Origin of the sequence: Polaribacter aquimarinus (genome assembly GCF_003129485.1) — a bacterium.
GTDB classification, from domain to species: Bacteria; Bacteroidota; Bacteroidia; order Flavobacteriales; family Flavobacteriaceae; genus Polaribacter; species Polaribacter aquimarinus.
This window is the reverse complement of the sequence record NZ_QFFG01000001.1, coordinates 150,973-174,727: the sequence shown is the minus strand read 5'-3', so window position 1 is coordinate 174,727 and position 23,755 is coordinate 150,973. Positions and strand designations below refer to the sequence as shown.

25 protein-coding genes are annotated in these 23,755 nt (G+C 29.2%); 9 read left to right on the top strand and 16 right to left on the bottom strand.

Going from position 1 to position 23,755, the window contains the following annotated elements; all coding sequences use genetic code 11:
• Positions 1–40: 40 nt before the first annotated feature.
• Positions 41–2,497 (bottom strand): TonB-dependent receptor domain-containing protein, encoded by a 2,457-nt coding sequence (locus DIS07_RS00785; RefSeq protein WP_109403315.1) that lies wholly within the window; start codon positions 2,495–2,497, stop codon positions 41–43.
• A gap of 93 nt (positions 2,498–2,590) precedes the next feature.
• Here DIS07_RS00785 and DIS07_RS00780 point away from each other — a divergent pair, with 93 nt between their 5' ends.
• Positions 2,591–2,962: a CoA-binding protein gene (locus DIS07_RS00780; protein WP_109403314.1), complete on the top strand. Its 372-nt coding sequence runs from the start codon at positions 2,591–2,593 to the stop codon at positions 2,960–2,962.
• Positions 2,963–3,123: 161 nt separating this feature from the next.
• Here the strand turns inward: DIS07_RS00780 and DIS07_RS00775 are convergent, their stop codons facing one another.
• Genes DIS07_RS00775 through pyrR form a run of 6 tightly spaced genes read right to left on the bottom strand, consistent with a single transcriptional unit; the run spans position 3,124 to position 6,951 of the window.
• Complete coding sequence (locus tag DIS07_RS00775) at positions 3,124–3,894, bottom strand: LuxR C-terminal-related transcriptional regulator (RefSeq protein WP_109403313.1); 771 nt, start codon at positions 3,892–3,894, stop codon at positions 3,124–3,126.
• Between the two features lie 10 nt (positions 3,895–3,904).
• A complete protein-coding gene (locus DIS07_RS00770; RefSeq protein WP_109403312.1) occupies positions 3,905–4,819 on the bottom strand; it encodes a ribonuclease Z in 915 nt (304 codons plus the stop codon).
• Positions 4,816–5,136 (bottom strand): T9SS type A sorting domain-containing protein, encoded by a 321-nt coding sequence (locus DIS07_RS00765; RefSeq protein ID WP_109403311.1) that lies wholly within the window; start codon positions 5,134–5,136, stop codon positions 4,816–4,818. Before DIS07_RS00765 ends, DIS07_RS00770 begins: the two co-directional genes overlap by 4 nt.
• Positions 5,137–5,144: 8 nt before the next feature.
• Positions 5,145–5,477 carry a hypothetical protein gene (locus DIS07_RS00760; RefSeq protein ID WP_109403310.1) on the bottom strand — a complete coding sequence of 111 codons (333 nt, stop codon included), beginning with the start codon at positions 5,475–5,477 and terminating at the stop codon, positions 5,145–5,147.
• Between the two features lie 3 nt (positions 5,478–5,480).
• Entirely contained in the window at positions 5,481–6,410 is a 930-nt protein-coding gene (locus DIS07_RS00755; RefSeq protein ID WP_109403309.1) for an aspartate carbamoyltransferase catalytic subunit, read from the bottom strand.
• Position 6,411: 1 nt separating this feature from the next.
• Positions 6,412–6,951, bottom strand: coding sequence for a bifunctional pyr operon transcriptional regulator/uracil phosphoribosyltransferase PyrR (pyrR, locus tag DIS07_RS00750; protein WP_109403308.1), 540 nt, complete (start codon positions 6,949–6,951; stop codon positions 6,412–6,414).
• Between the two features lie 192 nt (positions 6,952–7,143).
• Here pyrR and DIS07_RS00745 point away from each other — a divergent pair, with 192 nt between their 5' ends.
• Positions 7,144–8,514, top strand: a complete 1,371-nt coding sequence (locus DIS07_RS00745; protein ID WP_109403307.1) for a tetratricopeptide repeat protein — start codon at positions 7,144–7,146, stop codon at positions 8,512–8,514.
• 22 nt (positions 8,515–8,536) lie between these two features.
• On the opposite strand, the gene DIS07_RS00740 is transcribed toward DIS07_RS00745, so the two are convergent.
• Entirely contained in the window at positions 8,537–9,307 is a 771-nt protein-coding gene (locus DIS07_RS00740; RefSeq protein WP_109403306.1) for an MBL fold metallo-hydrolase, read from the bottom strand.
• Positions 9,308–9,416: 109 nt separating this feature from the next.
• On the opposite strand from DIS07_RS00740, the gene DIS07_RS00735 reads away from it, so the two are divergent.
• The 4 genes from DIS07_RS00735 (at position 9,417) to DIS07_RS00720 (ending at position 14,084) form a co-directional block, all read left to right on the top strand.
• The gene (locus DIS07_RS00735) at positions 9,417–10,340 is read left to right on the top strand and encodes a DUF368 domain-containing protein (RefSeq protein ID WP_109403305.1); all 924 of its coding nucleotides are present in this window, start codon (positions 9,417–9,419) and stop codon (positions 10,338–10,340) included.
• Positions 10,340–11,347, top strand: coding sequence for a DUF368 domain-containing protein (locus DIS07_RS00730; protein ID WP_109403304.1), 1,008 nt, complete (start codon positions 10,340–10,342; stop codon positions 11,345–11,347). The genes DIS07_RS00735 and DIS07_RS00730 overlap by 1 nt, the downstream gene beginning before the upstream one ends.
• Positions 11,328–12,086, top strand: coding sequence for a shikimate dehydrogenase family protein (locus DIS07_RS00725; protein WP_109403303.1), 759 nt, complete (start codon positions 11,328–11,330; stop codon positions 12,084–12,086). The genes DIS07_RS00730 and DIS07_RS00725 overlap by 20 nt, the downstream gene beginning before the upstream one ends.
• 75 nt (positions 12,087–12,161) lie before the next feature.
• Positions 12,162–14,084 carry a DUF349 domain-containing protein gene (locus tag DIS07_RS00720; protein ID WP_235869067.1) on the top strand — a complete coding sequence of 641 codons (1,923 nt, stop codon included), beginning with the start codon at positions 12,162–12,164 and terminating at the stop codon, positions 14,082–14,084.
• 77 nt (positions 14,085–14,161) lie between these two features.
• Here DIS07_RS00720 and DIS07_RS00715 read toward each other — a convergent pair whose 3' ends face one another.
• Together DIS07_RS00715 and DIS07_RS00710 are read right to left on the bottom strand one after the other, a co-directional pair.
• Positions 14,162–14,935, bottom strand: a complete 774-nt coding sequence (locus DIS07_RS00715; RefSeq protein ID WP_109403302.1) for a zinc ribbon domain-containing protein — start codon at positions 14,933–14,935, stop codon at positions 14,162–14,164.
• A 2-nt stretch (positions 14,936–14,937) separates the two neighbouring features.
• A complete protein-coding gene (locus DIS07_RS00710; RefSeq protein ID WP_109403301.1) occupies positions 14,938–16,032 on the bottom strand; it encodes a Nif3-like dinuclear metal center hexameric protein in 1,095 nt (364 codons plus the stop codon).
• A gap of 76 nt (positions 16,033–16,108) precedes the next feature.
• Here DIS07_RS00710 and lpxK point away from each other — a divergent pair, with 76 nt between their 5' ends.
• Both lpxK and DIS07_RS00700 read left to right on the top strand, forming a co-directional pair.
• Complete coding sequence (gene lpxK / locus DIS07_RS00705) at positions 16,109–17,137, top strand: tetraacyldisaccharide 4'-kinase (RefSeq protein WP_109403300.1); 1,029 nt, start codon at positions 16,109–16,111, stop codon at positions 17,135–17,137.
• A gap of 136 nt (positions 17,138–17,273) precedes the next feature.
• Positions 17,274–17,747, top strand: coding sequence for a thioredoxin family protein (locus DIS07_RS00700; protein ID WP_109403299.1), 474 nt, complete (start codon positions 17,274–17,276; stop codon positions 17,745–17,747).
• A gap of 72 nt (positions 17,748–17,819) precedes the next feature.
• On the opposite strand, the gene DIS07_RS00695 is transcribed toward DIS07_RS00700, so the two are convergent.
• The 6 genes from DIS07_RS00695 to DIS07_RS00670 all read right to left on the bottom strand — a co-directional run bounded on the left by DIS07_RS00695 (position 17,820) and on the right by DIS07_RS00670 (position 23,044).
• Positions 17,820–18,920: an OmpA family protein gene (locus DIS07_RS00695; protein WP_109403298.1), complete on the bottom strand. Its 1,101-nt coding sequence runs from the start codon at positions 18,918–18,920 to the stop codon at positions 17,820–17,822.
• A gap of 112 nt (positions 18,921–19,032) precedes the next feature.
• Positions 19,033–19,929 (bottom strand): Ppx/GppA phosphatase family protein, encoded by an 897-nt coding sequence (locus DIS07_RS00690; protein WP_109403297.1) that lies wholly within the window; start codon positions 19,927–19,929, stop codon positions 19,033–19,035.
• Positions 19,930–19,935: 6 nt separating this feature from the next.
• Positions 19,936–20,424: a SixA phosphatase family protein gene (locus DIS07_RS00685; RefSeq protein WP_109403296.1), complete on the bottom strand. Its 489-nt coding sequence runs from the start codon at positions 20,422–20,424 to the stop codon at positions 19,936–19,938.
• Between the two features lie 34 nt (positions 20,425–20,458).
• Complete coding sequence (pdxH, locus tag DIS07_RS00680) at positions 20,459–21,106, bottom strand: pyridoxamine 5'-phosphate oxidase (protein ID WP_109403295.1); 648 nt, start codon at positions 21,104–21,106, stop codon at positions 20,459–20,461.
• A gap of 19 nt (positions 21,107–21,125) precedes the next feature.
• Positions 21,126–21,614 (bottom strand): hypothetical protein, encoded by a 489-nt coding sequence (locus tag DIS07_RS00675; protein WP_109403294.1) that lies wholly within the window; start codon positions 21,612–21,614, stop codon positions 21,126–21,128.
• Entirely contained in the window at positions 21,611–23,044 is a 1,434-nt protein-coding gene (locus tag DIS07_RS00670) for a sodium:solute symporter (protein ID WP_109403293.1), read from the bottom strand. Before DIS07_RS00670 ends, DIS07_RS00675 begins: the two co-directional genes overlap by 4 nt.
• Positions 23,045–23,136: 92 nt before the next feature.
• On the opposite strand from DIS07_RS00670, the gene recR reads away from it, so the two are divergent.
• Positions 23,137–23,754, top strand: coding sequence for a recombination mediator RecR (gene recR / locus DIS07_RS00665; RefSeq protein ID WP_109403292.1), 618 nt, complete (start codon positions 23,137–23,139; stop codon positions 23,752–23,754).
• Position 23,755: the final 1 nt, after the last annotated feature.

Here is a 23,755-nt window from a genome sequence, read left to right as displayed (position 1 = left end):
CTAATGAATTTTGAGATTTTTTAATTTTTATAGAAATGGTTTAAAAGAAACCACCTCCACCTTGTTTTTCTCTGTTGTCTCTTCTTCTTCTAGATTTTGCTTTATTTTTTCCACCTCCAAATCTATAGTTAAAGCCTAAGTAAGTTGTTCTACTTTCCCAGTTAAATTGGCCATTTTGAACAAAAGGATTCGATGAGTTAAAAGCAAATTTCATTCCTCTAAAAATATCGTTAAAACGTAAATTTATTGTTCCTTTTCCTTTTAAAACTTGCAAACTAGCACCTGTGTTTACCATCCACATGTTTTCAACATCCCATTGAATATCTTTTTGAGGGCCTCTATACATGGCAAATAATTGTAATCTTAAATTTTTTGTAGCAGTGAAGCTATTACTTACCCTTGCGTTAAATACGTTATTTTGTACAGATAATTGAGTAGGATTAGTACCTGTATTATTAATGTTTCCTAGCTGTTCTTGCGAATAAAAATCCATACTCGAATTTACTCTCCACCATTTATTTAATTTAAAGTTTGCCGAGAATTCCAAACCATAAGCATCAGTATCACTAAAGTTTGTAAAAGATAGCACTTGACCAACTTCTGGATTTGCAGGGTCTATATTTGTGATTCTTGAAATAACATCAGAAATTTTTCTGTAAAAAGTTCCAAAAGTTAAGTTTCCACCTTTAATTTGTCTAGTATAGTTTAACTCAAAAGAGTTTGTAAATTGAGGTACTAAATCAGGATTACCAATAGAAACAATTAAGGGAGTACTCCACTCTCTAATTGGGTTTACTTGCTGAATTCCAGGTCTGTCAACTCTTCTACTATAACTAAATTGCCATTGGTTTTTATCTGATGGAGTATAAGTAAAAAAAGCAGATGGATAAACTGTAAAAATATGATCGGTAACTGGGTCGGGATTTTGCCCCACTCTGTTAAATATACCTTCTACATTAAAGTCTTCTAATCTTGCACCTAATTGCATAGTAAACTTATCAAAAGATGTCGCATAATTTAGGTAACCAGAATAAATGTTTCTTTTAAAATCGAAGTTAGAGTTACCAATAGAAGTTGTTCCATTAATATTTCCGTTGTTATCGAAAGTATAAATTTCTTGATCTGTTATATTGGTGTTCTTGGTCTCATCAGTTCTATACTCTAAACCTAATTCTAATTTAGTCTTGTCTGATAATGGGTTTGTATAATCTAAGTTGATTAATGTGTTGTTTCTATTGTTTCCAATATCATTAAAATAGTTAAAAACTCTGTAATCGGAATCAGAAGGTTGTTGCAATGTATTCATATTATTTAAATCATTAGCTGCGTCAGTTTTAGAATACGTAGCTTCAAATTCTAAATTATGTCCTTTTTTATCAAAATCTAATTTATAATTAACATTATAAGTTTGGGTTGGAGAATAATTTTTTTGAGTATTTGGTGCTTGTATCAAAGCAGTTCCATTGTTATCAAAAATATTTGCGGTTCCTCTTCCTGCTCCATTAAACCAATTTTGATTGGTATAAACCGAAAGAGTGTTTTTTTCGTTTATGTAAAAGTCAGCACCAAATTTTAGTAAGTTTGAATTATTCTCATTTACAAACGTAAATTTTTGAAGGTTAACACCTGGTCTTTCGACAAAGCCAAAATTATAATTGTCACCACTATTATGACCATAATTCATAAAGAAGTTTACTTTTCCAGTTTTATAATTCATATTTGTAGATGCATTATATCTTACATAATGACCCGCAGTAACACCACCATCAATAGAGCCATTAAAGCCCATGTTAGCGTTTTTATTTAAAACAATATTAATAATTCCGCTCATACCTTCAGGGTTGTATTTAGCTGAAGGATTTGTAATTAATTCTACACTTTTTATTGATGAAGACGGAATTTGTTTTAATAAATCTGCTACAGGTATGTTGGTAGGTCTTCCATCAACCAAAACTCTTACATTAGAGTTTCCACGCAAACTTATTTGCCCCGTTTGGCTATCTACACTTACAGATTGTACGTTGTTTAACAATTCTGAAGCAGTTGTACCAGCAGATGTAAGATCTTTTCCAACATTGATTACTTTTCTGTCTACTTTTTGTACTACAGTAGAGGTTTCAGCTCTGACTACAACTTCATCTAAATTAGCAGTGTCTTCTTGTAAAGCTATTGTTGCTAAATTTATTTTTTTGTTTTTAGAGGTTACATTAATTTTTCTTGAGTAAAGTTTGTAACCTATAAATTGAACTTCTACTAAACTATTTCCTTTTGGAATATCTTTAATTTTAAAAAAACCTTTTTCGTCTGTAATTCCTCCAGTTAGAATTTTTTTTGCCATGTCTCTAATCACTATGTTTACATATGGCAAAGGTTCTTTTGTTTTGTTATCGATTACTTTTCCAGAAACAACTCCAGGTTTTGCAATCATATCTTTTGCCATTTGGGCAAAAGAATTTACTGATACAAATAGTATAACGATTAGTAATGCTTTTTTCATTTTAGTTGATTTAGTTTTGGTTGAATGCTATATAGACGTGCCAATGTTTATATTTGTTACAGGAAATAATCCTGTTTAACGTATTATTAACATATGAAAAATGTAACTCTTGTTCTCGGTGCTTCTTTAAAAGAGGTTAGGTATTCTAATATTGCTATTCGCAGACTAAGAAGTAAAGAAATACCTGTAGTTGCTGTTGGCTTTAGAACAGGTGCGGTAGCAGATGTAAAGATTGAAACAGAAAAGATACAGTTTCAAAATATAGAAACTGTAACATTGTACCTTAATCCAAAAAGGCAAGTTGAGTATTACCATTATATAATTAATTTAAAACCTAGACGTGTAATTTTTAATCCAGGGACAGAGAATTTCGAGTTTATAAAATTATTGAAAGAAAACGGTATCGAGTCTGAAGTTGCCTGTACTTTAGTTTTATTAAGTACGAATCAGTATTATAAGATGTAAATTGAGTTGATTTGAAGACTTTTTCTTTTCAAAATATTGTGGATTTTAATAAAACTATTTTGTTTACCAAAAATAATCAACCCAATTTACAATAAAACAAAGATAAATTTTGATTGATTCTTAGACAATACTCATTATGAGTATTTTAAGTGCGATTTAAGTTAGATTAGTTTTGGATTATTTTTAAAATAGCTAATCAATTCGAAAGTAGAAGTTAACTTTAGCTTTTTTAAAATATTTCTTCTATGAGTATCAACAGTATGTTTACTAATGTTTAAATTCTCAGCGATTTTAGTACTTGTTTTTTTAGAAATTAATAGTCTTATAATGTCTCTTTCTCTATTACTAATTATATCCAATAAATTATTACTAGACATGTTTTTATAGAAGAGTGTTTCGTATTCTTTTTTATCATTCAAATACTTAGCACAGGCGCAAATATCCATATTTAAGTCTAAGTCTAAAACTGTATAATGTGCCATGCCTATAATAGGTTTATTAGTTTCATCAAATTGTAACGGAGTGGTATTTTGTATAATGGTGATATAATCTCCTTTTGCATTTTTGATTCTATAATTCCAAGTATAGCTCATTCGTTTACGTTGCTGGTTGTCTAATTCTGTCATTGTAAACTTCATTAAATCTTGTAAACAAGCTAACCATAGTTGAATGTCTTTTGGGTGAAAAAGAGACCAAAAATAATCCATTCCTCCTTCTTCCATATTTTTTTTAGGAATACCCGTACATGCTGTAAAATTTTTACTAATATATTCGAAATTCTGATGAACTGTATTTGTAATACAAAAGAAAGTTGAGTTATAAGGATAGTAAAAATCTAATTCAATTAATTTTTTAATATGCTCTTCAATTTCTACATTAGGGTAGCTATTAAAAATATCATTGTAAATAGAATTGATGTTATAAGTGTTCAAATAAAAAAAATTAAATGTTAAATATTTTTCCGGGTTCTGCTAATGCTGTATTCTTAAAAACCTCTTGTGCTTCTTGCTTAAAGATAGAAATATCTTTGTATCTCCCTGAATAGTGTCCTAAAACTAATTGATTTACATTTGCTTCTTTTGCAATTCTGGCTGCTTGTTTTGTGGTAGAATGTTTTGTTTTTTTTGCTAAATCTATTCTATCGTCTAAAAAAGTAGCTTCGTGATATAACAAATCAACATTTTTTATCGTAGGAATAATATCGGGTTTATAACTAGTATCGCTGCAAAAAGCAAAACTTAACGGTTTACTAGAAGGAAGGGTTAATTCAGAATTAGATACAACTTCTCCAGTAGATAAAGTAATGTTTTTACCAGCTTTAATATTTAAATAATCAGCTTTTCCAATTTCCGGATAACCACTGATATTCAACATATTTAATTTTTTAGGTTTTTCTTTTTCAGTAAATAAATAACCATTGGTATACACCCTATGGTCTAAAGGAATTGTTCTGATTTCTACTTTATCATCCTCAAAAATAAGTTCACTTTCATTAGAAATTAATTCATGAAAAACCATTGGGTATTTTGCATGAGACTGTGAGATTTTAAGTTGTAAGAGAGTTGCTTTTTTTATGCCTTTAGGTCCATAAATATGTAATTCTTTTTCTCTATTAAGTATGCCAAAAGTTGATAGTAAGCCGACTAAACCATAAAAATGATCACCATGTAAATGAGAGATAAAAATATGGTTTATTTTAGAAAACCCAACTTTATATTTTCGCATTTGACGTTGTGTACCTTCACCACAATCAATTAAAAAATGACGGTTATTAATTTCTAAATATTGAGCCGTTGGAAAAGCATTTATTCTTGGAGTTGCAGAATGGCACCCTAAAATGGTTAGGCAAATACTCATCTAATCACAAAACGTTTTGAGATATTGCTTTTTTTGTCTTGAATACTGTAAATGTATATACCGGATGGTAAATCTTTTTTGAAAAATGGAATACTGTTTTTACCACCTTTTACTTTAATTCTTTTTTTAAAAACAGTTTTTCCTAACACATTTCTAACAGTAAAAAATACATTAGAAGTAGATGAGGATATAAAACTAATTTTGGTGGTGTTTGTAAATGGGTTTGGAGCAGCAGAAAGTGCATCAATAGATTTTTCTTGAGAAAAACTTAGCGAAGTAATACTTAAAAATAAAATAAAAAGTATTCTTTTAATCATTTTTTTGTTTAAAAACCTAATTCTCTTTCCATATCTTCCATATCAATAACATCTTCCGCTTCTTGTAATGTAGGAACTATGTTAAAGCTATCAGGAAAATTATCTATGTTAATCTCTGAACTTATGACTACAAATGATGTGCCATTTTCCTTTTTTTGTTCAGATATATCCAAAAATAATAAAAATTCTTTACTAGAAATGTTAATATTATTAGAAACTTGGATAACAATATTTTCTTTTTGACGATTCTTTTCTTCAATTAAAAAAGAGTTGTAAAACTCAGAAAACGAATTTTCATCAATTGAAATAAGAGTAAACTTATCATTTTTATCAATTTGCATAACTTACCTTTTAACTTGTTGTGCCAATAAATAAATAACAGCCATTCTTACTGCAACACCATTTTCTACTTGATTTAAGATGATTGAGTCATTAGAGTCTGCCACATCACTGGTAATCTCAACTCCACGATTTATTGGTCCTGGATGCATGATTACAATTTTCTTGCCAAGGTTGTCTAAAATCTCTTGATTAATTCCAAAAAGTTGTGTGTATTCTCTGGTAGATGGAAAATATTTTATGTCCATTCTTTCATGTTGAACACGTAAAACATTGGCTACATCACACCATTCTAATGCTTTTTTTAAATTGTTTTCTACTTCAACACCTAAGCTAGAAATGTATTTAGGTATTAAAGTAGTTGGTCCACAAACTTTTACTTTAGCTCCTTGTAACTGCAGAGCGAAAATATTAGACAGTGCAACTCTAGAGTGTAAAATATCACCGATAATCACTATTTTTTTGCCTTTTACATTGCCTAATTTTTCTCTTATAGAATAAGAATCTAAAAGTGCTTGAGTTGGGTGTTCATGTGTTCCATCACCGGCATTAATAATTTTTGCATCCACATGTCTAGATAAGAAAACTCCAGAACCTACACTTGCATGACGCATTACAACAATATCTACTTTCATAGCTAAGATATTATTTACAGTATCTATTAATGTTTCTCCCTTTTTCACCGAAGATTGACTTGCAGAAAAGTTAATTACATCAGCAGAAAGTCTTTTTTCTGCTAATTCGAAACTTAATTTAGTACGCGTACTATTTTCAAAAAATAAATTAGCAATGGTAATATCTCTTAGAGAAGGAACTTTTTTAATAGGTCTATTAATTACCTCTTTAAAATGATCTGCAGTTTTAAAAATAATATCAATATCTGATGATTTTAGATATTTTATTCCCAATAAATGTTCTACACTTAATTCTGACATATTACTTATATTCAATATAGACCGAGTCCTTTTTATGTGTTTCTTTCCAAGTTACCAAAACGCGTTCTTTATTAATAGCATCTACTTGTCTACCTCTATAATCAGGTTGTATTGGTAGGTGTCTACTAAATCTTCTATCAATTAAAACGAGCAACTCAATATTATCGGGTCTACCATAAGATTGCATTGCAGTTAAAGCAGCTCGAATACTTCTTCCAGAATACAAAACGTCATCGATAATAATAACTTTTTTACCTTCAATTAAAAATTCCATTTTGTTAGTTTCGGCTGCTAAAGGAGCCTTTCTTCTCCCAAAATCATCTCTATAAAACGTAATGTCTAGAAGACCTAATTGTAAGTTTTTTATATGGTATTCTTTTTCTAATAACTTTGCTAATCTATTTGCCAAAAAACTACCTCTAGGTTGTAAGCCAATTAAAACAGTATTGGAAAAATCGTTGTGATTTTCGATTAACTGACATGCCAATCGATGTAAAATTATTTCAATATCTTTTGAGTTAAGAAGTGTTTTTTTGCTCATAAGAAACCTATCAAATTAGCTTGATAGCTATTGAAAATCAAAATTACTGCAAATAAATGTATATGCAAAATTTATCACAACTAAATAAAATATTAGAATTTGTTAATTAAATTGTTAAAAACAAATGTTTGGATTTTAAAAGTGATGTAAGACTTATAGTACTTTTAAAGTAATAATTCAAATATCATAGTTATGTCTCTATTAAAATTTGAATCCATGCTCAAAACCAATGCAGTATATTTCTTTGATTTGGTTGAGTTTGAAGAAATTATTATCCATTATTTAGATGCAGGTAAACACGCTTTGGCTAAAAAAGCGGTAAAATTAGGTTTACAACAACATCCTGCATCCATCGACTTAAAATTACTTCAGGTAGAACTTTATATTTTTGAAGATGACTTAGATAAAGCTTCATTGTTATTAAAGAGAATAGAACGTTTAGAACCTAACAATGATGAAGTTTTTATACAAAAAGCAACCATTAGTTCTAAAAAAGGAAACCATAAAGAAGCTATAAAATTTTTAAAACAGTCACTAAGCTTTACTAAAGATAAAGTTGATGTATGGTCTCTTTTAGGGATGGAATATCTTTATTTAGATGATTTTGAAAACGCAAGATTGAGTTTTGCAAAATGTATCGATGTAGATTACGAAGATTATTCAGCGCTATACAATGTTGTGTATTGTTTTGATATGGAAAAAGAGCATGAAGCAGCTATAAAATTTTTAAATTCTTATATTGATAGTAATCCGTATTGTGAAGTAGCATGGCATCAATTAGGTAGACAATACTATATATTAGATATGTTTAAAAAAGCTTTAACTTCTTTTGATTATGCAGTTTTAATAGATGAATCTTTTATAGGTGGGTACTTAGAAAAAGCAAAAACTTTAGAGCAATTAGAACGTTATCAAGAAGCAATAGATAATTATTTAATTACTTTAGAGTTAGATGATGCTACAGCTTTTGCTTATGTTAGAATAGGAGAATGCCATGAAAAATTAGGTAATTTTAACGAAGCTATTTCTTTTTATAAAAAGGCAGTTCACGAAGATCCTTTATTGGATAAAGGTTGGGTTTTACTTACAGACTTATTTTACCAACAAGAAAACTATCAAAAAGCATCTTACTATATTTCTAAAGCTTTAAAGATTGAAGAAGATAATGCAATGTATTGGAGGCGTTATTCTGAAATTAATTTGAAATTGAATTTTTATGAAGAAGCTGTTTCAGGTTTTAAAAATTGTTTAAATTTAAATGATGATGATATAGAAGTTTATATCGGGTTGTGTGACGTTTTATCTTTTTTAGGCGAATTTAATGATGCATTAAATATTTTAATTAAAGCAAAAAAGATTTACAGAGATTTTGCTGAAATAGAATATAGATTAGCAGGGTTGTTTATAGTTTTAAACAGAGAAAAATACGGGTTTAATCACTTAACCACAGCGCTTAAAATAGATTACGAATACAGCTCTATTTTAAATGAGTTGTTTCCAACAGTATATGATTCTCAAAAAGTACAAAAATTATTGAATGATTTTAAAAAGGCTATGGAGTAAAACCAATTAAAACTTATTTTCTTTAAGGGTACCAATTCCATTGAATCACATCTATAGAAGAGTTTTTATTATTTACAATTTGTTTAAATTTTGTAACATCACTTAATCCATTAGATCCTCTGTAATGGTAAGGGTATATTTTCTTAGGTTTAAATGCTAATACAGCATCAGCTGCACTTTCTATATTCATAGTATAAGGTAAATTCATGCAGATAAAAGCTTTATCTATATTTTTTAAGTTTCGCATTTCTGGGATATCTTCAGTATCACCCGAAAAATAAATACGTTCATTGCCAATTGTAATCACATATCCGTTTCCTCTACCTTTTGGGTGAAACCTTAAAGCTTCTTCTCTCAAATTATACATAGGAATAGCTTCAATTTTAAAGTTATTTATAGATTTTTTATCTCCATTATTCATCACTATAATTTTTTGAGCATTAATCGTTTTAATCTTTTCAGCAACTGCCTTCGGAGCAATTATAGTGGTTTGTTTAAGGTCTAAAGCTTGTAGTGTTTTGATATTCAAGTGATCTCCATGTATGTCTGTTATCAAAACATAAGTAGGGTTTTTAAATTTCGAAAAAGTACCTGCTCCACCAGTTGGGTCTAAATAAATGTTTTGGTTTTTAAATTGAATAACAACAGTAGCATGAGTTATTGGAGTGATTTTAACTTTTTCATTCTCAATTTGGTTATTCTTTACTACCAAAGCATTTTTTTCTTTTTGCTCATTTTTTTTACAAGCAAGAGTAATAGAAGTTAATAGAAAAACAAATAGAATTTTTTTCATGATATGAGCTTAATAAGTTGTTATACCAAAGATAATAATATTGAAAGTTGATTTTTGTTAACTTTTCTCTAAAATCCTTTATCTTCGTTTCTCAAAAATCAACTTTAAAATGAGTAGAAAATTAAAAGACTATTTAGTAATCGGACTTAAAGGAATGGCAATGGGAGCTGCAGATGTTGTTCCTGGTGTTTCTGGTGGAACTATCGCTTTTATCTCTGGTATTTATGAAGAATTACTAGGTTCTATTAGTAATGTGAGTTTAAAACTACTTAAAACCTTAAAAACTGATGGAATAAAAGTTGCATGGAAACAACTAAATGGAAATTTCTTAGCAGCATTATTTATTGGAATTTTTGTGAGTATCGTTTCTTTGGCAAAAGCCATTAAATGGATGTTAGAGAACGCGCCTATTTTGTTATGGTCTTTTTTCTTTGGTTTGGTTTTAGCGAGTATTATTTATATCGCTAAACAAATCACAAAGTGGAATGTTATCTCAATTATAGCTTTGGTTTTAGGCGCTTTTTTAGCATATTATATTACAACTTTAAACCCTTTGGTTTCTGAAAACTCGTCTTTATTATTTTTGTTTTTAGCAGGGGCAATAGCAATTTGTGCAATGATTTTACCAGGGATTTCAGGTGCTTTTATCTTAGTTTTACTTGGAGCATATAAACCAATTTTAGCAGCTGTGAATGACAGAGATATAAAAACTATTGCAGCAGTTGGTTTAGGAGCAATAGTTGGTCTATTAAGTTTTTCGAAAGTTTTAAAATGGTTGTTTGCCAATTATAAAAATGCAACACTAGCAGGTTTAACAGGTTTTATCATCGGTTCTTTAAATAAAATTTGGCCTTGGAAAGAAACACTTACTTGGCGTACAAACTCTCATGGTGTAGAAGTGCCTTTCAACCAACAAAGTGTTTCTCCACTTTCTTTTAATGGAGATTCACAATTAACTTTAGCAATCATTTTAGCAATTGTAGGTTTTGGTTTAATTTTATTGATGGAAAGAATCGCAGTCCAAAAAAAATAATGCAAAGAGAAAGACCTCTTATAGAGAAAATTTATCTTTTTTTAAAAGGTTTGGCAATGGGTGCAGCAAATAAAGTACCTGGTGTTTCTGGAGGTACAGTATCTTTTGTTTTTGGGTTTTATGAAGAACTTATTTACTCGTTTCGTAAGATAAACCTAAAAGCATTTAAACTACTTTTTAACGGGCGTTTTACTAGTTTTTACAGATATGTTAACGGTCAGTTTTTACTACTGATTATGGGAGGAAGTATTTTTAGTTACTTCAGCATTTCTTTGGTCTTAGATTATTTTTTAGCTAATTACGAACTCTATGTTTGGAGTTGGTTTTTTGGGATGATTATTGGTTCAATATACTATATAGGTAAAGATTTTGGAGATTGGAATTTTAAAAATATTTTATCACTAATTGTAGGGGTGTCTATTGGTTTAGGAATCAGTTTTTTAACTCCTGCTACAGAAAATGATAATCTTTGGTTTGTTTTTATATGTGGAATTATTGGTGTTTCAGGAATGACGCTTCCAGGACTTTCAGGATCGTTTATCTTGATTTTAATGGGGAATTATGTATTACTTTTAGTAGATTCTGTAAACGAACTATTCTTTGTAATTACCAATTTATTATCAGGAAATTTCGAAGTATTATCAGACCCAATTAAAATTAGATATTTAAAAATAATAAGTGTTTTTACCGCGGGTTCTGCTTTTGGTTTGGTTTCTATTTCACATGTTTTAGGATATGTTTTAAAACGATGGCACCAAATTGTAAATGCAATTATTATTGGTTTTATTACGGGTTCTTTAGGTATCGTTTGGCCTTGGAAAAATACTTTGTATTTAAAAAATAAAGAAGAATTTGTTTTAGATAAAAAAGGAAATAAAATTGTTGAAAATTACGAACGTTTTGTTCCTGATTTTTATGACTCAGAAACTTGGATTGCCATTTTTTATATCATCGTTGGTATTGGTTTAATTTTGATTATTGATTATTATGGAAGAAAGAAAAAATAAATTATTTGGTTTGTTAGGAAAAAATATTTCCTACTCTTTTTCGAGAGGTTATTTTACCAAAAAATTTGAAAATTTAGGGTTAAAAAAACACAAATATGTTAATTTTGATTTGCAAAACATTGATGAACTTCCTAAGGTTTTGAAAAAAAACAAAGATACCTTAAATGGTATCAATGTTACCATTCCCTATAAAGAAGAAGTAATGCAATACCTAGATAAATTAGATGAAACAGCAAAAGAAATTGGAGCTGTAAATACAATTAAATTTACTAAACGTGGTAATTTAAAAGGATATAATACAGATGTAGTGGGGTTCGAAAACTCAATTTATCCATTCTTTAAAAAACATCATAAAAGAGCACTAATTTTAGGAACTGGAGGTGCTTCTAAAGCCGTTGCTTATGCTCTTAAAAAGAATGATATTAAAGTGAAATTCGTGTCGAGGAATCCAAATGGAAAAAAACAAATTTCTTATCTAGACATAACAGAAGAAGTTTTAAAAAAATATACTGTTATAGTAAACTGTACTCCTCTAGGAACATCACCAGATATTGAAAAATGCCCTAATATTCCATATGAATTTCTAACAGAAAAGCATCTTTTGTTCGATTTGATTTACAATCCAGAAGTTACGACTTTCCTTAAAAAAGGTTTAAAAAAAGGAGCTACCATTAAAAATGGTCATAAAATGTTAGAATTACAAGCAGAAGAATCTTGGAGAATTTGGAATGATGACTAAATCATTTTAATTTTTTAACATTTTCAGTACTTGTAGATTCACCAAGTAGTCATTATCTTTATAAAATATATAATAATGGTATTATATAAGACCTTAAACATTGTAGATATGTTAGATAATAATGATGAAAATACTGAAAAGAAAGCACAAAAAGTAGAAGAAACTCCAAAACCTACTTTAGAAGAAATAACTGAAGATTCTAAACCAAAGGTTGATGAAACTTCTAACGCCATTGGAGAAATTGAAAAATCTATGGCTGAAGATGCTGAAAAAGACGTATCTAAAGAAGATGAAACCCCAACCATTGATTATACAATACTTTCTTTAAAAGATTTAGTTACTGAACTAAAAAAAGTATTATCCAATAATCCAGTTCAAAAAGTAAAATCTCAGGTTGAAGGAATTAAGAGTACTTTTAATCAAAAGTTTGGTACTTTGTTGGCTGAGAAAAAAGCTGCTTTTTTAGAGGCTGGTGGCAATTCTATAGACTTTCAGTTTTCGAGTCCAGTAAAATCAGAATACAATAAATTACTATCTGATTATAAGAAGCAAAGAGATGCTTATTATAAAAATTTAGAAAAAGAATTATCTGTAAATTTAGAGAAAAGACTTACTGTTATTGAGCAATTAAAGGATTTAATTGTAAACGCAGATACTTCTACCATGTATAAGAGTTTTAGAGAATTGCAGGAGTTTTGGAGAACTATTGGTCCAGTTCCTAAAAATCATTATAACGATACTTGGAAAACATATCATCATCATGTTGAGCGCTTTTACGATTTATTGCATTTAAGTAATGATTTTAGAGATTTAGATTTTAAACATAATTTAGAAGAAAAATTAAAAATTATAGAAAAAGCTGAGGCTCTTGCAGAAGAAGCTGATATTAATGTTGCGTTTAAAAAATTACAAGATTTACATAAAACTTGGAAAGAAGATATTGGACCAGTATCTCAAGAAATGAGAGAAGAGGTATGGCATAAATTTAGTTCTGCAACTAAAAAAATTCATGATAGAAGGCATGAATATTTTAGGGAAATGCGTTCTAAATATAAAGATATTATTGAGAAAAAGTTAGAAGTTATTGCTAAGATTAATACTTACGACTCTTCAAATAATAAATCGCATAACGATTGGCAAAAAAGTATCAAAGAGATAGAATCTTTAAGGCAAGAATATTTTAATGCAGGGAAATTGCCATACAATAAAAGTGAAGAAGTTTGGCAAAAGTTTAAAGCAGCTACTAAAAAGTTTAACAGTGCTAAAAATATATTCTATAAACACGAAAAAAGTGGTCAGCAAGAAAACTTGCAAAAGAAAATTGCTTTGATTGAAATAGCAGAATCATTAAAAGATAGTGAAGATTGGGAAACCACAACCAATACCATGAAAAAAATTCAGTCCGACTGGAAAAAAATTGGTCATGTTCCTCGTAAATTTTCTGATGATATTTGGAAACGTTTTAAAGGTGCTTGCAACCATTATTTTGATAGATTTCATCAGCAGAAGAATTCTTTAAATAAAGAACAACAAGGAGTTGTAGATGCTAAAAAAGCATTTTTAGATGAAGTTAAGGAGATGAAGAAACCATCTAAAGATAAAGTAATAGAAGTAATTAATAAATGGAGAGATTTAGGAAATTTACCAAGAAATGCAAGACATTTAGAAGGTAAATTTAACAAGCAGGTAGATAAGTTGTTGGAAGGTTTATCTTTGGGTAAACAAGAAATGGTAATGATGAAATTTACGAATGTTGTTGATGGTTATATTGCTAATAATGATGTTAGAAAATTGGATTCTGAACAGTTTTTTGTAAGAAAGAAAATAGATGAAGTTGTAAAAGAAATTCAGCAATTAGAAAATAATTTAAGTTTCTTTTCTAATGCTAAAGATGATAATCCTCTGGTTCTAAATGTAAAAAGTAAAGTTGAAGAGTTTAAAAACGATTTATCTATTTGGAAAGAAAAGTTAAGTTATTTAAGAAAATTAGATTATTAAACATAATTAAAATGATTTGAAAATAAAAAACTCGAAGCTTAGCTTCGAGTTTTTTTATGTTTTATGTTTTTCTTGTACTAAGAAAATAACTTATCCATTTTAGCTTTTTCTTCTTCAGCTAAGGCAGCATCAACTAAGATACGACCACTGTGTTCATCTATTGTAATTTTTTTTCTATTAGCAATTTCTAATTGTACTTGAGGTGGTATTGTAAAGTAAGATCCTCCTGAAGCTCCACGCTCAATAGCAACAACGGCTAAACCGTTTTTTACTTTGTTTCTAATTCTTGAGTAAGCAGAAAATAAATGTGCTTCTAAAGATTCAGAAAATTCAGCAGATTTTTTAATCAACAATTCTTCTTCTTTTTCAGTTTCTTTTAAAATAGCATCTAACTCAGCTTTTTTATGCCCTAAATGTTGCTCTTGCTTAGCTAATTTTTCTTTAGTAGCATCAATCACTTCCATTTTTTGAGCAATTTTAGCCTTGTACTCGTTAATTCTTTTTTCAGCTAATTGAATCTCTAATTCTTGGTATTCAATTTCTTTTGCTAACGAATCAAATTCTCTGTTATTTCTAACTTTCTTTTGTTGTTCGTCATACTTTTTCATCAAAGTATTAGACTCTTCAATAGCTAATTTTTTATTGTTAATGTCAGTTTCTAAATTAGCAACATCTTGATTTAAATTAGAAATACGTGTATTTAAACCGGCAACTTCATCTTCTAAATCTTCAACCTCTAAAGGTAATTCACCTCTTACATTTCTAATTTCGTCAATTCTCGAATCGATTAATTGTAAATCATATAAAGCTCTTAACTTTGCTTCAACCGAAATTTCTTTCTTCTTTGCCATGTTTATATATAATATATTGGATTTGTACTTTTTTCTGATAAAATGATTGCAAAATTACTAAATTTTTTTGTAAGATAATCAACCAAAAGGTTTTTTGTAAACTGTTCGCTCTCATAATGTCCAATATCGGCTAAAAGTATGCTGTTTTCTGCTTTAAAAAACTCGTGGTACTTAAAATCTGCACTCACATAAGCATCAGCTCCAGCCCTTTTTGCGGTTGATATGGCAAAACTTCCGGATCCTCCTAGAACTGCAACTTTTTTTATTTTTTTATGAATTAAATTAGAATGACGAACGCAATCGGTTTTCATTGTTCTTTTAAGATATAATAAGAAATCTTTTTCATCCATTTCAGAAGATAACTCACCAATCATTCCCATTCCAATATCTTGATGTACATTTTCTGTGGTTACAATTTCATAAGCCACTTCTTCATAAGGATGATTTTCTTGTAAAGCTTTTAAAATAGAAGATTCGTTTTTGGTTTCGAATATTACAGAGATTTGAGTTTCTTTTTCAGAATGATTTTCTCCTTTCTTTCCTATTGTAGGTTTTGAGTTTTCATTACCTCTATAAGTTCCTTCACCCAAAACATTAAAAGAACAATTATCGTAATTTCCAATATTTCCTGCACCAGCTTCAAAAAGAGATTTTCTCAATCCATCAGCTTTATCCAAAGGAACATAAGTGGTCAATTTTTTGATGATATCTTTTTTAGGGATTAAAATTTTAGTATTGGTAAGTCCAATGACCTCACACATTTTTGCAGAAACTCCATTTTTAGAGTTGTCTAAAGCAGTATGAGTTGCATAAATGGCAATGTCATTTTTTATAGCTTTTAAAACGACTCTTTCTACATAAGAATTACCATTTAATTTTTTTAGTCCTCCAAAAATAATAGGATGAAAGCTAACAATTAAATTACAGTTTTTAGCAATGGCTTCATCTACAGTTTCTTCTAAAGTATCTAAGGTTACTAAAACTCCAGAAACTTCAGAATTATAATTACCCACTAATAAACCAACGTTATCAAAATCTTCAGCGTAATTTAATGGCGCTAATTTTTCTAAATAATTTGTGATGTCTTTTACAATCATAAAATAAAGTTCTATCGAAAACCAAAGTTAGCATTTTCCCTCTATCAATCCATAAAAATGACTTATTTTCGTGTTAATGAAAATACTACGTTTTTTATTATATCCATTTGCCATTATTTATGATGTGGTTACTCGCATCCGTAATTTTTGTTATAATGCTGGTATTTTTAAAGAAACGTCATTTGAAATTCCAGTAATTGTAGTTGGAAATTTAAGTGTTGGTGGAACTGGAAAAACTCCACAAATCGAATATTTAATTCCATTGCTAAAAGAGACTTATAAAACAGCGGTTTTGAGCAGAGGTTATAAACGTAAAACAGAAGGTTATTTATTGCTAAATAATTCTCATTCTGCTGAAGATGTTGGGGATGAACCTTTGCAATATTTTAAGAAATTTACAAATATTAGTGTTGCTGTTGATGCGAATAGAGTAGTAGGAATTACAAAACTAATTGAAGATAAATCTCCTGAAGTTGTTTTGTTAGATGATGCATATCAACATAGAAAAGTAAAAGGAAGTTTCTATATTTTGTTGACAAAATATGATGATTTATTTGTGGATGATTTTCTGTTGCCAACAGGTAATTTAAGAGAAAGTAGGAGAGGAGCAAAAAGAGCTGATGTAATTTTGGTTACTAAATGTCCTGAAAATTTAAGCAAAAATGCTCAAAATAAAATTGAACAGAAATTAAGTAAATATCAGAAAAAAGTATTTTTTACCACAATTTCTTATGATGATAAAACATCAGGAAAAAATGAGGTTTTAATTGATGATTTAAAAGATTATGATGTTTTATTAGTTACAGGAATTGCGAACCCAACTCCATTATTGTCTTTTTTAAATGATAAAAAAGTAAATTTTAAACATTTAAAATTTTCGGATCATCACCATTTTTCAAATCAAGAGATTGATTTTATAAAGGATGAATATTCAAAACTTTCATCATCAAAAAAAATTCTCTTAACTACAGAGAAAGATTATGTTCGGTTAAAAAATAAAATGGAAGAAATATCTTTTTTGGGAATACGAACTTCATTTATCAATAAAAAAGAAGAGTTTAATTTGATGATAAATTCTCATATAAAACAAAACCAACGTTTTTAACGTTGGTTTCTTTTCTTGATTTTTGTTAGAAGTATCTTTTTAGGGTTACTTCATTTATATGACACTGCTTTTTTTAATAAGTCACCTTTTTTTAGTTTTGGTATTATTTTTGTTACTTTTATAGAAAATATTTTAAATGCGAAAAAATATAATAAGTTTTGTCGTTTGTTTTTTGGTTGTTTTAAGCTACAATGCTCAAGAACATATTGTTGAAGCCGATAAAGTAATAACACCTAATTGGGAGTCGAGTTTTAAAAAAGCTTTAAAAAAATCAAAAAAAGAAAAAAAACCTGTTCTAATTTATTTTACAGGTTCAGATTGGTGTGGTCCTTGTAAAGTTTTGGATAAAAACCTGTTTCATACACAAAAATTTAAAGATTTAGCTGATAAAGATTTAATACTTTATGAAGCAAATAATCCTAGAAATAAGGATTTGGTCGAAGCAGAAAGAATGAAAGAGAACTATAAGTTAATTAGTAAATATAAAGTAAGATCTTATCCAACGTTGGTTTTTGTAAATCACAAAGGAAGAATGATAGGATATAAAAAAGGATTGATTCTTACGGAATATTACTATCCTTTTATACAATCTGTTATTGAAAATTATTAAAAAAGTTTATAAGAAAAGAAAAACCGAAGCTATTAGCTTCGGTTTTTTTATGATTTCTTGTTAGAGAAATACTTATTTTTGATTGATAACTCTAAAAGTTGTTCTTCTATTTGCTCTGTGTTCTGCTTCTGTACAAGAAACACCATCAGCACATCTATTTGTTAATTTTCTTTCACCAAAACCATTTCCAGTTAATTGACTTGGGTTTACTCCTTTAGAAATTAAATAGTTTGTTACAGCCTGAGCTCTTCTTTCAGATAAATCTTGATTGTTTGCTTTTGTTCCTCTAGAATCTGTATGAGATTCAATTGCAACAGCTACACCATCTTTTAAGATTGGTAATAATCTTGCGTCAATAATTCTTTTAGCTCCGGCAGTTAAAGTTGCACTCCCTAAGTTCCAATTAATTGGTAATGGAGTATTGTTTACTAATTCACATTCAACTTCTTTCCAGGTAGTTAAACCACCTTTATTTACTAAAACTTCTTTGGTAACTGTTTTGTATTTAGCAGTTATAGAAACTTCTTCCTGCCAAGCATCTTTAACTAAAACTGTTTTCTTAATGCTTCCATAAACAGCAGGAATTTCTATTTCTTTTGTGGTTGGTGGAGTAACCATTACTCTTTTTAAATATGTTTTTTCATATCCTGGAACTTCACTAGAAACTGTACTTGCATCTTGAGACAATTTAGTTAAAGGAATAGTTACAAATTGAGCAGGAATAGGTTTATAACACCAATATCTACAGTCATTTGGATCACTAGATTCACAATCAGGAGCTTTTTCACTCATTTCCCATTTTGCTGATGCCGCTTTTGTTTCTATTGTTTCAGAATCTTGAGAAAAACTAGCTTTTACTACTCTTAACTTATTAGCATCTTCTTTTGCTGTATAAGATATAACTTTGTTTTCCCAGACAGCAGGAACAACTACTAAACGTTTTCCAGCTTCTTTAACCAATACTCTTTCTGTAACTGTTTTGTATTCTGCTGGATGCGTAATAATTCTTTTGTAAGCAGGTGCAATTTCGATAGTCACATCTTCATTTTTCCATACTTCAGGAGTTTTACAACGTACATAACATTTTCCTGGTTCTGGATTTTCTGGTAAATCTTGACCAAAAGAAATTGATGCAACCATTAAAAAAGTTGCACTAAGTAATAATTTTTTCATAATTAAATCTGTTTTTTGATTTTTTGTTCATATTTGTGACACCAAGATTTGTTTTGAGTCACATAATATGTTTAAAAAAAACTAAAATTTAAAAATGAATATGAGTTGTGGTTTATAACTTGTTGTAGAATAAACTTTTAATAATTCCGTCTGAAAGTCCAATTTTAGGAACAAATATTTTTCTAGCTCCACTCCATTTCATGGCAGATAAGTAAATTTTTGTTGCAGGAATAATAACATCAGCTCTATCAGGATTTAAACTTAGCTCAGAAATTCTTTCATTATAAGACATTTGTTTAAGGAATTGATACTGAGCATTTAAATAGATATAAGAAATAGGTTTTCCTTCTGCTCTTCCAGACATCTTAAAAAGTTTATTAATGTTACCACCAGAACCTATTAAAGAGACCTTTTTTAGTCCTTTAGTATTTTTCTTAATCCATTTTTCTACACTTGCAAAAATTTCCTTATTGACAGATTTTTTGTTATTTAATAAACGAACTGTCCCCATTTTAAATGATTTCGAAGCAATCACTTTTCCATCAGAAAAAATAGTAAATTCGGTACTACCACCTCCAACATCAACATATAAGTAAGATTTATGTCCGCTAATTAAATCATCCAAATCAGTAGAAGAAATAATTTCAGCTTCTTCTTTTCCGCCAATAATATCAATTTGGATTCCAGTTTCAGAGTTGATTTTTTGAACAACTTCTTTTCCATTAGCAGCTTCTCTCATTGCAGATGTAGCACAAGCTTTGTAACGCTCAACTCCGTGAACATCCATCAATAACTTGAAAGCGTTCATAGCATCAATCATTCTCTGGGTGTTCTTATGGCTTATTTCTCCGCCAACAAAGGCATCAGCACCTAAACGAATGGGAACACGAATTAAAGCAGATTTTTTGAATTGAGGTTCTTTGTCATCTGAAACGATAACGTTTGATACTAAAAGTCTAATTGCATTAGAACCGATATCTATGGCTCCGTATTTTTTAATTTCTAACAAACTAATTTATTTATGATTTTTAGGAAATTCTATCATAAAAGTTTTTCCTTTTTTGATGTTCTTCCAATGCTTATCTTCAAACTGAATTCCTATAACTCCACAAGTAGTAACATGAGAAATAGGTTTGCTTCCAAATTTATTTACAAAAGTATTAATACCGTGATCATGGCTAAAAATAATAGCAGAATTAAAACCATCATCTAAAGCTTTAACCGTTTTTACCAAATAGCCATCGCTAAAACTATATAGTTGCTTTCTTATTTTTAGATTTGATAAAGCATATTCAAAGTTTTCACAAAAAATAACGGCAGTGTGCAAAGCTCTATTTGCGCTACTAGATACAAAAACGTCTGGTCTATCAATTTTTTTTGATAAAAATTTAGACATTAAGTGTGCGTCGTTAATTCCACGTTTTTTTAGAGGTCTGTCAATATCTTTAATCCCAGCGTATTCCCAAGAAGATTTTGCGTGTCTAACAATGTATAAAGTTTTCATTCAATCTTGATTGTTGAAATGTAAATATAAAAATTTATGGCGCTAATCGTTCTATTTTCCAAGAAAAATCTTCAGCTAAAGTATATCTAATTCTATCGTGCATCCTGTTGGGTCTCCCTTGCCAAAATTCGATTGAGGAAGGTTTTACAAGATAACCACCCCAATGTGGAGGTCTATTAATTTCTTTGCCTTCGAAATTTCTTTCGAATATTTTTAAGTTTTTGTCTAATTCGTCTCTTGATGAAACCACTGTGCTTTGATTAGATGCCCAAGCACCCAATTTGCTACCATCTGGTCTTGATTCGAAATACCCATCAGATAAGTTTTCTGCTAATTTTTCTGCTTTTCCTTTAATGATAATTTGCTGCTCTATAGCAGGCCAGAAGAAAGACAAACAAATTTGATTGTTATTTTCTATGGATTTTCCTTTTTCTGAATTGTAGTTTGTATAGAATATAAAGCCTTCCCAAGTAAATCTTTTTAATAAAACCACTCTACTTTTTGGAAAACCATCTAAACCAATAGTAGAAATCGTCATTGCGTTACTTTCGTCAACCATTTCTGAATTATCAGCATTTAAAAACCAAGTTTGGAATAATTCCATTGGATTTTCGGGACAATTGCTTTCTAAAAGTTCTTGCTTCTCGTAAGATTTACGGTAGTTTGATAAGTCTTTTGACATTATATAAAAAGGATTTGATTTATAGGTTTCTTATGATCATTGATATGCCAATTATAGTTATGGCAGCAATAAATATCCATAGTTTATATTCATAAAATTTATCATTATCTCTTACTATGGAAAAGTCTTTTTTAAATCGTTCTTCATCTATTGGTTTTAATTTGTCATAAACTAGATAAATTCCAAATGTTGTTATTACGCTTCCCATAATAATTGGGTGTTCTGTAGTTAAAGTTTCAAATTCAATTAAAAAGTCATTTAAGATTGAATCGTATACTTTTAAGCCTCTTAATAATTGACTGATTCCAAAAAAACCAATTAGATAGGATATGGTTCTAAAATTAATTAAATACCTTAAAACTGAGTCTCCTTTTAAATAAAATATTTTATTTCTTAAATAATAAATTGCCGAAGCACTTATAATAATTAAAGCTATACCAGATTCTAATGGATAATCTTCAAAAAGAAATCCAAATTGTTTGATTAAAAATTTTAATAGACTTTTCATTTCCTTTTAAACAAAGATAATCCAATAAAGGTTAAAAACCCATTTAAAACTAAAACGAAAAAGCCAAAATCGAAATTGAAAAATTCTAGACTGTGATAACTAATAATAAAAGTTAAAATAGGTGCTAACAAACAAATAATAGGTACCATTTTGTCTTTTACGTTTTGCTTTGTGAATAATCCAAAAGTATATAAACCTAATAGTGGACCGTAAGTATATCCTGCTGCTTTAAAAATGTTGGCAATAACACTTTCATCAGCAATAAAATATTTAAAAATTAGAATGATGAGAATCAGTACAACCGAAAATACAACGTGAATTTTCTTTCTAATTTTTTCTTGAAGCTTTTTGTCTTTCTTTTTGTCAATCTCTAAAATATCAATACTAAAAGATGTGGTTAAAGAGGTTAAAGCAGAATCTGCACTAGAATAAGCTGCAGCAATTAATCCTAACAAGAAAAACAACGCAGTTGCTAAGCCTAAATTTCCTTGAGTTGCTATTATTGGGAAAAGTTCGTCTTTGTGTGCATCAATTCCGTTTTGTTGTGCAAAATCGGTTAATAAAACACCTAAAGCTAAAAAGAAAAAGTTAACAATTACCAGAACAATGGTAAACCAAAACATATTTTTTTGTGCATCTTTTAGGTTTCTACAAGTTAAGTTTTTTTGCATCATATCTTGGTCTAATCCTGTCATAACAACAGCTATAAATGCACCAGATAAAAATTGTTTCCAAAAGTAATTTCCAGCGCTAACATCCTCAAAAAAGAATATTTTAGAGAGTTTACTATCAGAGACATAAGTGAATAAACTATCAATTTGCATTTCATCAGAAATGGTGTAAATACAAACACCAACTGCAATTAACATAAATAAAGTTTGCAACGTATCTGTCCAAACAATGGTTTTAATCCCGCCTTTAAACGTATATAGCCAAATTAATAAAATAGTGATGGAAACCGTTACCCAAAACGGAATTCCATAAGCATCAAACAAAATAACTTGCAGTACATTTGCCACTAAAAACAAACGAAAAGCGGCACCAATAGTTCTTGACAATAAGAAAAAACTGGCACCGGTTTTATAAGAATATCGCCCAAATCTATCTTCTAAATACGTGTAAATTGAGGTTAAATTCAGTTTGTAATAGAGTGGAAGTAGTACCAAACCAATGACTGCATAACCAATAACATATCCCAAAACCATCTGAAAATAACTCATGCTTTGAGCTTCTACCCAACCTGGAACAGAAATGAATGTAACTCCTGAGAGTGATGCTCCAATCATTCCAAAAGCAACTAAATACCAAGGTGATGAGTTGTTAGCTTTAAAAAAGGTTTTGTTGTCTGCAGATTTTCCTGTGATGTAAGAAATGAATATCAAAACAGAAAAATAAGCGACAATTAATAGTATAATATGGAGTGGCTGCATTGTAAATTACAAATGTTTAATTCTAAATTACGAATATAGTCTTTTGTCTTTTTTCTATATTCTTTTTTCTTAAGAAGTTGTAATTTTACAAAATGGATTTTTCTTCGAAATTATTAGAAAATGCAGTGAATGAAGTATCGCGTTTACCCGGAATTGGAAAACGAACTGCACTACGTTTGGTGTTACATTTATTAAAACAGCCTTCAGACAATACCAAGTATTTATCGGAAGCATTATTGCATTTAAGAAATGATGTAAAAACTTGCGAAAAATGCCATAATATTTCTGATACCCTTTTGTGTGATATTTGCAACAATCCTAAAAGAAATCCTGAAATTGTTTGTGTCGTTGAAGATATTAGAGACGTAATGGCAATTGAAAGTACTTCTCAATTTAATGGTTTGTATCACGTTTTGGGCGGAAAAATTTCTCCAATTGAAGGAATTGGACCTCAAAATTTACAAATTGAATCGTTAGTTTCTAAAGTTGAAAAAGGAGAAGTGAAGGAGTTGATTTTTGCTTTAAGTTCTACTATGGAAGGAGATACTACCAATTTTTACATCTTTAAACAAATCGAAAAATTCGAGATTACAACATCTACTATTGCAAGAGGTATTTCTGTGGGTGATGAATTGGAATATGCAGATGAAGTTACTTTAGGAAGAAGTATTGTAAATCGTATTCCTTTTGAGCAGAGTATTAGGAGTTAGA